Source organism: Pseudomonas sp. C321 (genome assembly GCF_055407105.1).
Genome location: NZ_JBUZRB010000004.1, coordinates 144,598 through 158,301 on the forward strand (window position 1 = coordinate 144,598; position 13,704 = coordinate 158,301).

Annotated in this window: 11 protein-coding genes; 8 read left to right on the forward strand and 3 right to left on the reverse strand. The window is 61.5% G+C overall.

All coding sequences use genetic code 11. From position 1 onward, the window contains the following. Positions 1–28 precede the first annotated feature (28 nt). A complete protein-coding gene (locus ACZRJ6_RS13460) occupies positions 29–1,237 on the forward strand; it encodes a DSD1 family PLP-dependent enzyme (protein WP_463968886.1) in 1,209 nt (402 codons plus the stop codon). 123 nt (positions 1,238–1,360) lie between these two features. Here the strand turns inward: ACZRJ6_RS13460 and ACZRJ6_RS13465 are convergent, their stop codons facing one another. Beyond that, positions 1,361–2,302, reverse strand: coding sequence for a SphA family protein (locus ACZRJ6_RS13465; protein WP_463968782.1), 942 nt, complete (start codon positions 2,300–2,302; stop codon positions 1,361–1,363). 216 nt (positions 2,303–2,518) lie between these two features. Here ACZRJ6_RS13465 and ACZRJ6_RS13470 point away from each other — a divergent pair, with 216 nt between their 5' ends. Beyond that, complete coding sequence (locus ACZRJ6_RS13470) at positions 2,519–3,556, forward strand: AraC family transcriptional regulator (protein ID WP_463968781.1); 1,038 nt, start codon at positions 2,519–2,521, stop codon at positions 3,554–3,556. A gap of 70 nt (positions 3,557–3,626) precedes the next feature. Here the strand turns inward: ACZRJ6_RS13470 and ACZRJ6_RS13475 are convergent, their stop codons facing one another. Together ACZRJ6_RS13475 and ACZRJ6_RS13480 are read right to left on the reverse strand one after the other, a co-directional pair. Further along, positions 3,627–4,199, reverse strand: coding sequence for a cupin domain-containing protein (locus tag ACZRJ6_RS13475; RefSeq protein ID WP_463968780.1), 573 nt, complete (start codon positions 4,197–4,199; stop codon positions 3,627–3,629). Continuing rightward, positions 4,200–6,155 carry an oxidoreductase gene (locus ACZRJ6_RS13480; protein ID WP_463968779.1) on the reverse strand — a complete coding sequence of 652 codons (1,956 nt, stop codon included), beginning with the start codon at positions 6,153–6,155 and terminating at the stop codon, positions 4,200–4,202. 131 nt (positions 6,156–6,286) lie between these two features. Here ACZRJ6_RS13480 and ACZRJ6_RS13485 point away from each other — a divergent pair, with 131 nt between their 5' ends. The 6 genes from ACZRJ6_RS13485 to ACZRJ6_RS13510 all read left to right on the forward strand — a co-directional run bounded on the left by ACZRJ6_RS13485 (position 6,287) and on the right by ACZRJ6_RS13510 (position 13,695). Next, positions 6,287–7,057: a class II aldolase/adducin family protein gene (locus ACZRJ6_RS13485; RefSeq protein WP_463968778.1), complete on the forward strand. Its 771-nt coding sequence runs from the start codon at positions 6,287–6,289 to the stop codon at positions 7,055–7,057. 87 nt (positions 7,058–7,144) lie between these two features. Then, positions 7,145–7,783: a TetR family transcriptional regulator C-terminal domain-containing protein gene (locus ACZRJ6_RS13490; RefSeq protein WP_149412657.1), complete on the forward strand. Its 639-nt coding sequence runs from the start codon at positions 7,145–7,147 to the stop codon at positions 7,781–7,783. A gap of 156 nt (positions 7,784–7,939) precedes the next feature. After that, positions 7,940–8,731, forward strand: a complete 792-nt coding sequence (locus ACZRJ6_RS13495; RefSeq protein ID WP_463968777.1) for an enoyl-CoA hydratase/isomerase family protein — start codon at positions 7,940–7,942, stop codon at positions 8,729–8,731. A gap of 66 nt (positions 8,732–8,797) precedes the next feature. Further along, the gene (locus ACZRJ6_RS13500; RefSeq protein WP_463968776.1) at positions 8,798–9,958 is read left to right on the forward strand and encodes an acyl-CoA dehydrogenase family protein; all 1,161 of its coding nucleotides are present in this window, start codon (positions 8,798–8,800) and stop codon (positions 9,956–9,958) included. An 18-nt stretch (positions 9,959–9,976) separates the two neighbouring features. Continuing rightward, positions 9,977–12,076, forward strand: a complete 2,100-nt coding sequence (locus ACZRJ6_RS13505; RefSeq protein WP_463968775.1) for an acetate--CoA ligase family protein — start codon at positions 9,977–9,979, stop codon at positions 12,074–12,076. Between the two features lie 8 nt (positions 12,077–12,084). Further along, on the forward strand, positions 12,085–13,695 hold the full coding sequence (locus ACZRJ6_RS13510) for a 5-guanidino-2-oxopentanoate decarboxylase (RefSeq protein ID WP_463968774.1): 1,611 nt from the start codon (positions 12,085–12,087) through the stop codon (positions 13,693–13,695). The last annotated feature ends 9 nt before the right edge of the window (positions 13,696–13,704 follow it).

The window sequence follows — 13,704 nt, forward strand, 5'->3', positions numbered from 1 at the left end:
CGCCTTGCTGGTGGGTGGTGCAGCGTTGTTGCGCCCGACTGATCGCGGCGGCCCGTACAGCGAGTATTTCCGCACGCTGAACCAGGAACTCAAGGCCCATGGGCCGATGCGCCCGGTGATGCTGATTGACCTGGACAGCCTGGATCACAATATCGATGTGGTCATGCAGTCGGTTCAGCGGGGTGGCAAACACTTGCGCCTGGTGGAGAAATCCCTGCCGTCGCCGGGTTTGCTGGCCTACATTGCCAAGCGTGTCGGCACCCAGCGGTTGATGTCGTTTCATCAGCCGTTTCTCAATCACGATGCCCTGGTATTTCCTGATGCCGATATCCTGATGGGCAAGCCGTTGCCGGTGCGCTCGGCGCAGTTATTTTATCAAACTCACAAAGGCCCGTTCGAGCCGTCCCGGCAATTGCAGTGGTTGCTGGACACCCCTGAGCGGTTGCAGCAATACCTGGCGCTGGCCCAGGGGTTGGGTACGAGGCTGCGGGTCAATATCGAACTGGATGTTGGCCTGCATCGTGGCGGGATCAGTGATGATGCCGTGCTGGGGCAGATGTTGGGACTGATCAGCGCCCATCCGCAGCAGTTGGAGTTTGCCGGTTTCATGGGCTACGACCCATTTGTCGGCATGGGTGTGCCGGGGATTCTCGGCTCGCCCCAGGCGCTGTTCGACAAGGTCATGCAACGTTACAACGGCTATGTCGACTACACCCGCCAGCACTTTGCGCCCTTGTGGCGTGACTGCCTGACCCTTAATACCGCCGGCAGCCCGAGTTATCGCATCCACGAACAGGAACGCCTGAGCAGCGAAGTCTCGGTGGGCACCGCGTTGCTCAAGCCGACTCATTACGACTTGTCGTCCTTGAGCGAGCACGTCCCTGCGGCCTACATCGCCACGCCCGTGCTGAAAAGTACCGGCGCGGTGAACATCCCGGCGCTGGATGACAAGTCGAGGCTGTTCTCCTGGTGGGACAGCAACCAGCGCGGCACGTTCTTTATCTATGGCGGCAACTGGATGGCCGAGTTCGAGTCTCCCTCGGGGCTGCAAAGTAACGAGCTGTATGGCCGCAGCTCCAATCAGGAAATGGTCAACGGCTCGCCAGCGGTGGGGTTGGCGGTGGAGGACCACGTGTTTCTGCGGCCGACCCAGACTGAGTGTGTGTTGCTGCAGTTTGGCGATTTGCTGGCGGTGAGGGGCGGAAAGATCATCGAAAGCTGGCCGGTCTACACCTGAGCGCCTCGGTCAACGGTGGGGTTGGCTTGTCGGATCACCGTACTGCTGCAATGGCATCACCTTGGTGTAACTGACAGGCCGAGTTGCCTGCATCGCAGGCAAGCCCACATTGACCGTACCCAGTCAAAGCGCAAATGGAATCGTCAGCTTGGCCCACAACATGTCACCTTCCGGCCGGTTCTCCACATCAAACTCCTTGGCCCAGCGCACCTCGGCACTGGCGTACTTGAGAAAGGTGAAATACACCGCTGGGCCAATGGCAAACACCTGGCCCCGAACGCCGTCATCGACGTCCTCGCCAAAGATATTGGTCACCGTGCGCCCGTACTGCTTATCGTCGGTGGTCTGCTTCAGGTAGTAGCCGTTGATGCCCAGGCTCAGGTTGTCGGTCACTTTATAGCTGGCCGAATAATCAAAGTGGAAAATCTGCCCCGAGCGGTAATCGGTGTCGTGGTTTTCCTTGTTGAAGCTGTAGGTGGTCTTGATCGACAGTTCGGTGCGCTCGTTGGGCAGCCAGGTCGCGGAAAACAGCGGTTTGTAGGTGTAGAAGTTGTTGCTGGTGTTGGCCAGGCGCGTGGCGTCGTATTCGCCGGTGGGTAGGGTGATCTCCACGGCGGCGGCGAGGGTCAGGTTTTTGCCCATGTCCCACAGAATGATCGGCGCCAGTGTGGTGTCACCCATGCTTTCGCGCTGGTCGGACATGCCGAACAGCGCCACTTGTTGCTTTAGGTAAGGCTGCGCGATGTAGACACCGAGCCGGCCGCCGAATACCCGCAGCGGGCTGAGGTAGTCCAGGCGCGGGATGATTGCGTCGGACTTGATCTTGACGTCAGGCACCTTGCCGCCGAGGGAGCTGATATTGAGTTTTTTGGCTTCGTAGTGGTTGTAGTAGAGGTTGAAGGCGAACATGTGGTCTGGCAGGTTGTTGACGTCCAGCGGCAGGATGTAAAAGCCATCGGTGCCGGTACCGATGTTGTCCACGCCGCCTTCCGTGGCCAGGGCCGGGAAGCTGATAAGTGCCATCAGGGCAAGGTGCAGAGGGTGAAACGCACGGGTCGGGTTCATGTCTGGGCTCGTTATTATTGTTGGGGGAGCAGACCTTCATGGGCCTTGCCCATAGAAATAAGCCCTTGGCGCCCGGCGGGGCAGGGTATTGGCGGCCAGATAGGGGGACTTTGGCGGACAGCTTTCACGCAGAGTGCGGCGATCCTGGCAAGCGCCTATGATTGTCAGGATGTTTCTAAAACAAGAACCGAGTACTCAGTCGGGAATCGAAGATTCATGCAAAGGAAAGCTGTTGATCCGCACTATGAACTGGCCCTGGTCTCGCCGTTCCTCCTGCAAACCCTGGGGCACGTCGTCGCGCAAAAGGGTGCCAGTGCCGAGCACCTGTGCCGTGGCCTGGGCTTTACCCTGGGCGACCTGGATGACCCGGCCCAGCGCATTTCCTATCGCCAGGCGGCGGCGATGATCCAGCGGGCGTTGAAGGCGTTGCCGGATCAGGGCCTGGGGCTGTGTGTCGGCAATCAGAATGTGTTGGGCACCCTGGGCCTGTTGGGGCATGTGATTTCCCTGTGCAAGACCCTGCGCGATGCCTTTGCCGTCGGCGAGCGGCACCAGCACACCTCCGGCGGCATCGCCACCTCGCGCATCGATGAAGGGGTGAATGAGGTGTTTATCGACGTTGAATGCCTGTTGCCCTACGCCGAGGTACAGGTGTTTGCCGCTGAAGAGTTCTTTGCCAGCATCATGGTCTATGGCAGGGCGCTGGTGGGGGCTGAGTTTATGCCGCTACGGGTGGAGTTCATGCACGCGGTGCCACTGTATGCCGCCGAGTACCCGCGGCTGTTTGGTGCGGATGTACGCTTTGGCCGTCTGCACAACCGTATGGTCCTGGCCAGCCATTGGCTGGACGTGCGCCTGCCCAATCATCATGCTCTGGCGTTACGCCAGGCCCTGGAGCTGCTGGAGCTGGAAAGCGCCCAGCTGCATCAAAAGATGGATTTGATCCAGGCGGTGGAACGGGCGATTTCTCGTGACCTGCAGGGCAGCCAGCTGGAAAAGGTCGCCAGTGACTTGAACATGAGTGGCCGCACCCTGCGTCGGCGCTTGACCGAACATGGGCTGACCTTTGAGGCGTTGCTGGAGCAGGTGCGTCGCGCGCGCACCATGGGCCTGCTGGGCAATCCGGGGTTGTCCATCGAGCGTATTACCGAAGAGGTGGGCTACAGCGACGTACGCAGTTTTCGACGAGCGTTCAAGCGGTGGACGGGGCTGAGTCCCAGCGCGTTTCGGGGGGAGGGAGGAGGGTTGGCGTAGTGCCGGCCCTGTTTGGGCAAGCATAGGATAAAAGTGGTCAGTACGAACGACAGTACCAGGCAGGTGCGGCTCAAAACGTCGGTGGCGTGATCACCCAGATCACTACTGCATCTACCTTGCCAGGGTTACCGTAGCGATGGGGTTCGCTGCTTGGAAAGCTGAAACTGTCGCCCTCGTCGAGCTGAAAATGGCGCTCGCCTACCCACAACTCAAACCTCCCGTTCAATACGTAACCTGCCTCTTCACCTTCATGGCTGTAGCTTTGCTGGCTGTAGGTACCGGGCGGGAAGCGCGAGTGCAGCATCTCCAACTGGCGGTTGGGCTGGGGCGTCAGCAGTTGGTCAACAATGCCGTCTTCATAGTGAATGCTCTGCCGCGTGCCTTTACGCACCACGTAGCCCTGGTCTTGCGGGGCTGTGGCGGTTTCGCTGGCGAAGAACCACTGGATGGTTACCCCCAGGCTGCGAGCGATGTTGAACAGCGCCGGGATCGAGGGGTAGGCGAGGTTGCGTTCCAGTTGGCTGATGTAGCCGGCGGTCAGTTTGCTCATCTGCGCCAATACCGTGAGGGTCAGGCCGCGAGCCTTTCGCAGTCCACGGATACGCGTGCCCAGGAACAGTTGCTGAGGTTCGTCCTTACGCATTCAAATTTCCCACGCCACCTTCAACCCTTCAAAAATGGCCTCTTCGGCGGTACGCGGCGCAAGGCAGTCGCCAATGCGCTTGAAGTCCACCAGGCCTTCCAATTGTGCGCCAAGAGTGTCCACTGGCTGATGCCCCTGGCACAACACCAGCGAGTCGATGTTTTCCAGCAACATCGGCTCGGCGCTGGCGGTGTGTTGCAGGTACACGGTGGTGTCATCGCAGCCGTACAGACGGGCGTAGGGGATGATCGGGATGCCCAGCCGATGCAGCTCGCCGGCCAACTGATCGCGCACGTACAGCGGCAGGTTTTCCCCGCAATGGGTACCGTTGACCGCCAGTTGCACCTGATGACCGGCGCGCACCAGGCGCTCGGCAATGCCAGGGCCGATCCAGTCGCAACGCCAGTCGACCACCACCACCGAACGACCGAGCTGGACTTCATCACGCAACACTTGCCAGGCATCCACCACCTGCAACTCACCGCCGCGTTCGAAGGCCGGCCAGTAAGGTTCGGCGCCAGTGGCGATGATCACGATGTCTGGCTGCTCGCGCTCCACCAGCGCCCGATCGACCCGAGTGTTGCGCACCACGCGCACCCCGGCCAATGCCATCTCCCGCTGAAGATTGGTGCTGGCGCCGCCGAACTCGCTGCGCCGTGGCAGCAATTGCGCCAGCAGTACTTGCCCGCCCAGTTGCCCACTGGCTTCATACAACGTGACCTCATGACCGCGCTGCGCCGCCACGGCGGCCGCCTTCATCCCCGCCGGGCCGCCACCGGCCACGAGGATGCGTCTGCGCGCCGTGGCCGCCCGAATCTGGCCAAACTGCAATTCACGCCCACTCTCCGGATGCTGGATGCAGGAAATGGGCAACCCCTTGTGAAAGCGCCCGATACACGCCTGATTACAGGCGATGCAGGCCCGTACATCCTCGGCACGGCCCGCGTCGGTCTTGTTGGGCATTTGCGGGTCGCAGATCAATGCGCGAGTCATGCCACACACATCGGCTTGCCCCCGCGCCAATATCAGCTCGGCTTCCTGGGGCTGATTGATCCGCCCGGTGACAAACAGCGGAATCGACAGGCTGGCCTTGAACGTCGCCGCTTCCTTGGCCAGATACGCCGCGGCAATCGCCATGGGCGGTACGATATGGATGGCACCGCCGAGAGAGGCCGAGGTGCCGGCGACGATGTGTACGTAATCCAACTGTGATTGCAGTAACTGCACGGCTGCCAGGGATTCGTCTTCCCTCAGGCCTTCGGGGTCACGTTCGTCGGCTGAAATACGCAGGCCTATGATGAACTGCTCGTCAGTCGCCGCGCGAACAGCCGCGATGATTTCCCGCAAGAAACGCAGGCGCTGGTCGAGGTCGCCATTGTAGCCATCGGAGCGCCGGTTGACCCGTGGGTTGATAAATTGCGCCGGCAAATAACCATGGCTGGCAACCACCTCGACCCCGTCTATTCCAGCCTGGTGCAGACGTCTGGCCGCAGCGCCATAACCGGCGACAATGTCGTCAATCATCCGTTGATCAAGGGCCCTGGGCATCACTCGAAAGCGTTCATTGGGCACACTGGACGCCGAGTACGCCACCGCCAGCAACCCATCGGCCGACTCCATGATTTCCCTACCCGGATGGAAAATCTGCGACAGCACCACAGTACCCTCGGCATGGCAGGTCTCGGCCAATTGCCGGTAGCCGTCGATGCAGCTGTCGTCAGTGGCCATCAGCACATGAGCGGTGTAGCGGGCGCTGTCATGCACGCCAGCGACCTGCAATACAATCAGCCCGACACCGCCCTCGGCCCGCGCCCGGTGATAAGCGATCAACTGTTCGTTAACCCGATTATCGGTGGGCATCGAGGTGTCATGTCCGCTGGACATGATGCGGTTTTTAAGCCGTTTACCCCGAAGTGCAAGGGGTTCAAACAGGTGGGGAAAAGCATGGGGCGACATGGTGCGGATACTCCAGGCGCTGTTGTTGTTATTTTTCTATAGGAGGTGAGCGCCAGTAAAAAATCAACTTGTTTTTTTACTGGTGGCTGGATTAGCTTCGGCCACGCCACCCACCCGCATGGAGAACAAAAATGACCAACCGTGCCTGCCACCCGACCGAACAACAACTGCGCGAAGAACTCGCCGCCTGTTATCGGCTGATCGCCCATTTCCGAATGAGCGACCTGATCTTCACCCATATTTCAGTGCGCATTCCTGGCCCCGAACATCACTTCCTGATCAATCCCTACGGGCTGATGTTCGAGGAGATCACCGCGTCCAGTCTGGTGAAAATCGGCCTTGATGGCCGGGCGGTGGAGCCGTCGCCGTATGCCGTCAACCCGGCAGGTTTCGTGATCCACAGCGCCATTCATGGCGCCCGCGAAGACGCCCAATGCGTGTTACACACCCACACGCGGGCCGGTTGTGCGGTGGCAGCGCTGGAATGCGGACTGCTGCCGGTCAACCAGATCTCCATGGAGTTCTACGGCAAGGTCGCCTACCACGATTACGAAGGCGTGGCCCTGGACCTTGATGAGCAGCAGCGACTGGTTCGCGACCTGGGGGACAAGCCGGTGCTGATGCTGCGCAACCACGGTTTGCTGACGGTGGGGGAAACCGTCAGCCAGGCCTTCCTGCGTATGTATTACCTGGAAAAGGCTTGTGATATCCAGATCGCCGCCCAGGCCTGCGGCAAGCTGGTGTTGCCGTCGGCCGAGGTGTGCGCGTACACCGAACGGCAGTTTAACGATCCAGGTCGGCCGTTGGAGGGGGGTGAACTGAGCGATCCGGATGCCATGCAATTGGCCTGGGCCGCGTTATTGCGCCTGCTGGATCGGGTATCGCCGGGTTTGCGTGCCTGAGGCGGTTTAATCCCCGTGGGTGGTTGCTGTACAGTCGTTCAGCCGCAGAACGTGCCACCCACTGATTTAACCGAAGGGAACCGCTACATGACCCAGGAATCCCGTTTCTCTCGTATGGAACCGGAGTTGCGTAAGGCCAATCTGGTCCAGGCGACGCTGGTCTGCCTCAAGCGCCACGGTTTCCAGGGCGCATCGATCCGCAAGATCAGCGCCGAGGCTGGGGTATCGGTAGGGCTGATCAGCCATCACTACTCTGGCAAGGACGAACTGGTGGCCGAGGCCTATCGCTCCATCACCGGTCAGGTCATGAACCTGTTGCGCGATGCCATGGCCAAGGCAGCGCCCAGCCCGCGGGAGCGGTTGTCGGCGTTTTTTCGCGGCTCCTTTTCCCCGCAATTGCTCGATCCGCAACTGCTGGATGCCTGGCTGGCGTTCTGGGGGGCGGTCAAGACCGCACCGGCCATCAATCTGGCCCACGAACATTCTTACGGCGAGTACCGCACCATCATGCGCTCGGCCTTGGCGGACATGGCCCAAGAGCATGGCTGGGAGCGCTTCGATGCGGACCTGGCAGCCATTGCCCTCAGCGCGTTACTCGACGGATTGTGGCTGGAGTCGGGACTCAATCCCGGCACATTTACCCCTGAGCAGGGCATCCAGATTTGCGAAGCCTGGGTCGACGGCCTGCAGGCTGGCGGTCGTCAGCGGTTTCAACTCAAAGCCTAAGAACTCCTTCGCCGCCTGGACGCAATGTTCAGGCCGGTAGCCTCCTCAAAAAAATTCAACGACAGAGCATTTTGCCGATTGCCTCCTTGCTGAACACTCGTTTAGTATCGCCCCATGTCGCACCCCTCAAGCCAATTAAAATAATTCGAGGAACCCATGACTATCGACTCGTCAGTGCTCATCCAGGTCGAAGCAGGCGTCGCCTGGCTTACCCTCAATCGCGGCGCCCAGCGCAATGCCCTGGATATCCCGACCCTCAAGCACCTGCATGTTTTGCTCGATGGTTTCAACAGCGACCCTACCGTGCGCGTGGTGGTACTGACCGGCAGCGGTCGCAGCTTCTGCGCCGGTGCCGACCTCGCTGAGTGGGCCGAAGCCCAAGCTCGTGGTGCCCTCGAAAGCTACGGCTGGACCGAAACCGCCCACGCCCTGATGACCCGTCTGCACACCCTCGACAAACCCACCATCGCAGCCATCAACGGCACCGCCGTCGGCGCCGGCATGGACCTGACCCTGTGTTGCGACCTGCGGGTTGCCGCGCAGTCGGCACGGTTCAAGGCCGGCTATACCAGCATGGCTTACTCCCCCGACGCCGGCGCCAGCTGGCACTTGCCACGACTGATCGGCAGCGAACAGGCCAAGCGCCTGTTGTTCCTCGACGAGCTGTGGAGTGCCGATCGTGCGCTGGCTGCCGGATTGGTGGGGGAAGTCTGCGCCGATGAGCAATTGCACACTCACGTCACTGAGCTGGCTGCATGCCTGGCCAACGGCCCGACCTTCGCATTTGCCCAGACCAAGACCCTGATCCGCGAAGGTGCCGCACGCAACCTGCCCGAGCAACTGGAGGCTGAACTGGCCGCCGGATTGTTGTGTGGACGCAGCGCGGACGGCGCCGAAGCCTTGCGCGCGGCGACGCAAAAGCGCCCGCCGCGATTCAACGGTAACTGAGTTTCAACGCTTCAAGCTTCAAGCTTGGGGCTTGTAGCTGTCCTCTCTCTATCGACAGGTAGCGCCATGAATTTCCAACTAAGCCAAGAACAAGACATGTTGGTGGACGCGGTACGCAGTTTTGTTGCCAAGGAGTTGTTGCCCTTTGAGGAAGCGGTGGACCGCGCCGACGAGGTCTCGCCGCAGTTGGCCGCGCAGATCCGCGACAAGGCCATCGCGGCGGGCTTCTACGCCTTCAACATGCCCGAAGAAGTGGGTGGCGGCGGCCTGGATTACCTGTCCCAGGCGCTGATCGAACGGGAATTGTCCAAGGTCTCCTGGGCACTGCATGTGTTTGTCGCCCGGCCGTCGAAGATCCTTATGGCTTGTACTGGCAAGCAAATTGACGACTATTTGCTGCCCTGTATTCAAGGCAAGAAGATCGACTGTTTCGCCCTCACCGAGCCGGGCGCCGGGTCCGACGCCAATGCGATCAAGACCCGCGCCGTGCAAAGGGGCGATGACTTTGTGATCAACGGCAGCAAGCATTTCATCAGCCACGCCGGGCACGCCGATTTCGCCATTGTCTTTGCCGTCACCGACACCTACGAACACAACGGCCGACAGCGCAACGCAGTCACTTCATTTTTGGTGGACCGCGACACCCCCGGCATGACCATCCGCCGAGGCCCCAAGTGTGTGAGCAACCGTGGCTATCACACCTACGAAATGTTCTTCGATGACTGCCGCGTGCCGGCCTCCAAAGTGCTGGGCGAGGTGGGCAAGGGCTGGGACGTGGCCAATGCCTGGCTGACCGCAGGCAGAGTGATGGTGGCCGCCAACTGCGTCGGCCAGGCCCAGCGCGCGCTGGACCTCTCGCTGCAGTGGGCGGCGGACCGCAAGCAGTTCGGCCAGCCCATCGGGACTTATCAGGGCGTGTCGTTCAAGCTTGCCGACATGGCCACGCAGATCCGCGCAGCTGAACTGTTGACCCTGCATACCGCCTGGAAAATGGACCAGGGCAGTATGACCGACGGCGAAGCCGGCATGGCCAAGCTGTTTGCCAGCGAAACGCTGGGCAAGGTTGCCGACGAAGCCGTGCAGATTTTTGGTGGCATGGGCCTGATGGATGAAGGCCCGGTGGAGCGCATCTGGCGCAACGCACGGATTGAACGGATCTGGGAAGGTACCTCGGAAATCCAGCGTCATATCATCGCCCGCGAACTGTTGCGGCCCCTGTTGCGCTGATCGGGTCGGAGAACGCTCATGTCCCAGACAATTCGCGACAACCTCAAGCGTCTGCTGGCGCCTCGTCACCTGGCCTTCGTCGGCGGGCGCAGCATGGCCCGAGCCCTCAAGCGCTGCGCTGAAGGCGGCTTTGCAGGGCAGATGTGGCTGGTCAATCCCCAGCATGACAGCCTCGACGGTATTCCCTGTGTGCGCCGCGTCGCCGACTTGCCGTGCGGCCCGGACGCGGTGTTTATCGCCACCAACCGCGAACTCACCCTGACCTGCGTCGGCGAGTTGGCCGCCATGGGCACCGGCGGCGCCATCTGCTACGCCTCAGGCTTTGCCGAAGCTGGCGCCGATGGCCAGGCCTTGCAGCAACAACTGCTCAAGGCGGCCGGCGACATGGCTCTGCTCGGCCCCAACTGCTACGGATTGCTCGATTACCTGCACAGCTCGGCGCTGTGGCCGGTGGCCCATGGCGGCAAGCCGGTAGAGCGTGGCGTGGCGGTGCTGACCCAGAGCGGCAACTTCGCCTACAACCTGTCCATGAGCGACCGCTCGCTGCCAGTGGCCTATATGGCCTCGGTGGGTAATCAGGCGCAATTGGGCGTTGCCGAACTGATGGACGTGCTGCTGGATGAGCCGCGCGTCACTGCCATCGGCTTGCATTTGGAAGGCTTGAAAAATGTGCCGGGATTCGCCCGTGCCGCTCATAAGGCCTTGGAAAAAGGCATCCCGATCATCGCCCTGAAAACCGGCGTGTCGCAGATCGGTGCCGAACTGGCCTTGAGTCACACCAGCTCGTTGTCTGGCTCCGATGTGCTGTACGACAGCCTGTTTGCCCGTCTTGGGGTGATTCGGGTCAGCGGGCCGGTGAGTTTTGTCGAGACCCTGAAAGCGGCGGCCTGTGGCAACCTGCCGGCGGGCAATAGCCTGATCGCGCTGGCCTGTTCCGGTGGTGACGCGGGGTTGATTGCCGACTACGCCGAACGCAATCACCTCGCACTGCCCAAGCTCGATGAGGGCCAGCGTGTCGATTTGGCGCAGGTGCTGCCCAGCTATGCCAACCTGGTCAATCCGCTGGATTTCACCACGGCGATCTGGGGCAACAGCGACGCGCTCAACGCGATGCTCGACACCGCGCTGCGCACCGAGGCCGATGCAGCGATGCTGGTGCTCGATTACCCGGCGCCATTTACCGGCGAGCGCAAGGAATGCGACCTGCTGCTGGAGTTGTTTTGTGCGGCCCTGGTTCGCCATGGCAAGACCGGTTTTGTCACTTCGGCCTTCCCCGAGTTATTGCCCGCCCATGCCCGTGAGCGCTTGCATGCTCAAGGTGTTGCCGCGCTGCAAGGCGTGGAGGACGCGCTCGCCGCCTGGGGCCGGATCGCCCATTACCAGAGCAATCGCCAAGTCCTGCTGGCGCGGGGCGAATCGACCCTGGAGCTGTTGTGCCCCCAAGCCTTGAACCATCAGGGGCAAGTGCTGAATGAATGGGATTCCAAGCAAGCCTTGCGGGCTTTTGGGCTACCCACGCCGGCCAGTGTCTTGAGCACTCCCGAACGCGCCATCGCCGACGCCAAGGTGCTCGGCTACCCGCTGGTACTCAAGGCGGTCAGTGCGCAGTTGCCCCATAAAACCGAGGCCGGCGCCGTGGTGTTGAACCTGCAGGATGGCCTGGCCTTGACTGCTGCCCTGGCGCATATGCGTGTGCAAATCGGCGCCTACGCGCCGCATGTGGCGTTCGATCAACTGCTGCTGGAAACCATGGTCCTACCACCGTTGGCCGAGCTGATTGTCGGCATCAAGCGCGAAAACGACTTCGGCCTGGCGCTGGTGATCGGTGCCGGTGGGATTCTGGTGGAATTGCTCAAGGACAGCCGCAGCCTGTTGTTGCCGACCACTGACGATGCGATCCGCAACGCGCTGTTGAGCCTGCGCAGCGCTACGTTGCTGCAAGGTTTTCGCGGTCGTGAGGTGGCGGACATGGACGCCCTGGTGGCAGCGATCCGCGCCGTCGCCGATTACGCCTGCGCCAACGCCGGGCAGTTGCTGGAGCTGGATGTGAACCCATTGCTGGTCAATGCCCAGGGCGCCACGGCGGTCGACGCACTGATCCGCCTCGGCCAGGCTTGAAGGAGATAATGATGCAAGGCACAACCTTGACGGGCGGCCAGGCCCTGGTGCGATTGTTGGCCAACTACGGCGTCGACACCGTGTTCGGCATTCCCGGCGTGCACACCCTGGAGCTGTATCGCGGCTTACCTGGCAGCGGCATTCGCCATGTCCTGACCCGCCACGAACAGGGCGCGGGTTTTATGGCGGACGGTTATGCGCGGGTCAGCGGCAAGCCGGGGGTGTGCTTCATCATCACCGGGCCCGGCGTAACCAACGCCGCCACCGCCATCGGCCAGGCCTATGCCGACTCGATCCCGATGCTGGTGATTTCCAGCGTCAACCACACCGCCAGCCTGGGCAAGGGCTGGGGCTGCCTGCATGAAACCCAGGACCAGCGCGCCATGACCGCGCCTATCACCGCGTTCTCGGCGGTGGCCTTGAACACCGAGGACCTGCCTGAACTGATCGCCCGTGCCTACGCGGTGTTCGACAGTGAACGGCCACGTCCGGTGCATATTTCGGTGCCGCTGGATGTGTTGTCGGCGCCCATCAAGCGTGATTGGAGCAATGAGGTGGTACGCCGTCCGGGACGTTGTGTGCCGTCGGCTGAAATCCTTGATCAAGCCGCAGCGAAGCTGTCGGCGGCCAAGCGGCCGATTATCATCGCCGGTGGCGGTGCATTGTTGGCTGGCGACGCCTTGCAACGCTTGAGCACACAACTGGCGGCGCCGTTTTTCACGAGCGTCGCCGGCAAGGGATTGTTGCCTGTGGGCGATCCGTTGAACGCCGGTTCGACCCTGTGTGTCGAACCCGGTTGGCAACTGATCAGCGAGGCTGATGTGGTGCTCGCCATCGGCACCGAAATGGCTGACACCGACTACTGGCGCGAGCGTTTGCCGCTCAACGCCGAGCTGCTGCGGGTGGACATCGATTCGCGCAAATTCAACGACTTTTATCCCTGCGCCGTGGCCCTGCACGGCGATGCTCGGCACACGGCATTGGCGCTGCTGGAGCGCTTGCCGTGCGCACCGCGCAACGCCGATACAGCGATCAAGGCTGTCGTGGCGCTACGCCTGGCGGTTATATCCGGGCATGGCCCCTTGCAGTCGATCCACCAGGCCATTCTCGACCGTGTTGCAGCCGAGCTGCCGACCAATGCTTTTATCAGCAGCGACATGACCCAACTGGCCTACACCGGCAATTACACCTTTCCCAGCAACGCGCCGCGCAGTTGGCTGCATCCCACCGGCTACGGCACCCTGGGCTACGGCTTGCCGGCGGGAATCGGCGCCAAGTTTGGCGCGCCGCAAAGGCCCGGGCTGGTACTGGTGGGCGACGGCGGCTTCCTCTATACCGCTCAGGAACTGGCGACGGCGGTGGAGGAATTGGACAGCCCGCTGGTGGTGTTGCTGTGGAACAACGACGCCCTGGGGCAGATTCGCGACGACATGCTGGGCCTGGATATCGAACCCATTGGCGTCCTGCCGCGCAACCCGGATTTTTCCGCCCTGGCGCGAGCGTTTGGCTGCACGGTGAATCAACCCCAGAACCTGGATGAGCTGCAGACGGATTTGCGTAACGGCTTCAAGCGTAACGGCGTGACATTGATCGAGTTAAAGCATGCCTGCGCCTGTTGAACTCTATTA

Excerpts from the sequence above, each read along its gene's own strand:
- ACZRJ6_RS13465 (WP_463968782.1), bottom strand. The coding sequence starts at position 2,302 with ATGAACCCGACCCGTGCGTTTCACCCTCTGCACCTTGCCCTGATGGCA.
- ACZRJ6_RS13470 (WP_463968781.1), top strand. The coding sequence starts at position 2,519 with ATGCAAAGGAAAGCTGTTGATCCGCACTATGAACTGGCCCTGGTCTCG.
- ACZRJ6_RS13475 (WP_463968780.1), bottom strand. The coding sequence starts at position 4,199 with ATGCGTAAGGACGAACCTCAGCAACTGTTCCTGGGCACGCGTATCCGT.
- ACZRJ6_RS13480 (WP_463968779.1), bottom strand. The coding sequence starts at position 6,155 with ATGTCGCCCCATGCTTTTCCCCACCTGTTTGAACCCCTTGCACTTCGG.
- ACZRJ6_RS13485 (WP_463968778.1), top strand. The coding sequence starts at position 6,287 with ATGACCAACCGTGCCTGCCACCCGACCGAACAACAACTGCGCGAAGAA.
- ACZRJ6_RS13490 (WP_149412657.1), top strand. The coding sequence starts at position 7,145 with ATGACCCAGGAATCCCGTTTCTCTCGTATGGAACCGGAGTTGCGTAAG.
- ACZRJ6_RS13495 (WP_463968777.1), top strand. The coding sequence starts at position 7,940 with ATGACTATCGACTCGTCAGTGCTCATCCAGGTCGAAGCAGGCGTCGCC.
- ACZRJ6_RS13500 (WP_463968776.1), top strand. The coding sequence starts at position 8,798 with ATGAATTTCCAACTAAGCCAAGAACAAGACATGTTGGTGGACGCGGTA.
- ACZRJ6_RS13505 (WP_463968775.1), top strand. The coding sequence starts at position 9,977 with ATGTCCCAGACAATTCGCGACAACCTCAAGCGTCTGCTGGCGCCTCGT.
- ACZRJ6_RS13510 (WP_463968774.1), top strand. The coding sequence starts at position 12,085 with ATGATGCAAGGCACAACCTTGACGGGCGGCCAGGCCCTGGTGCGATTG.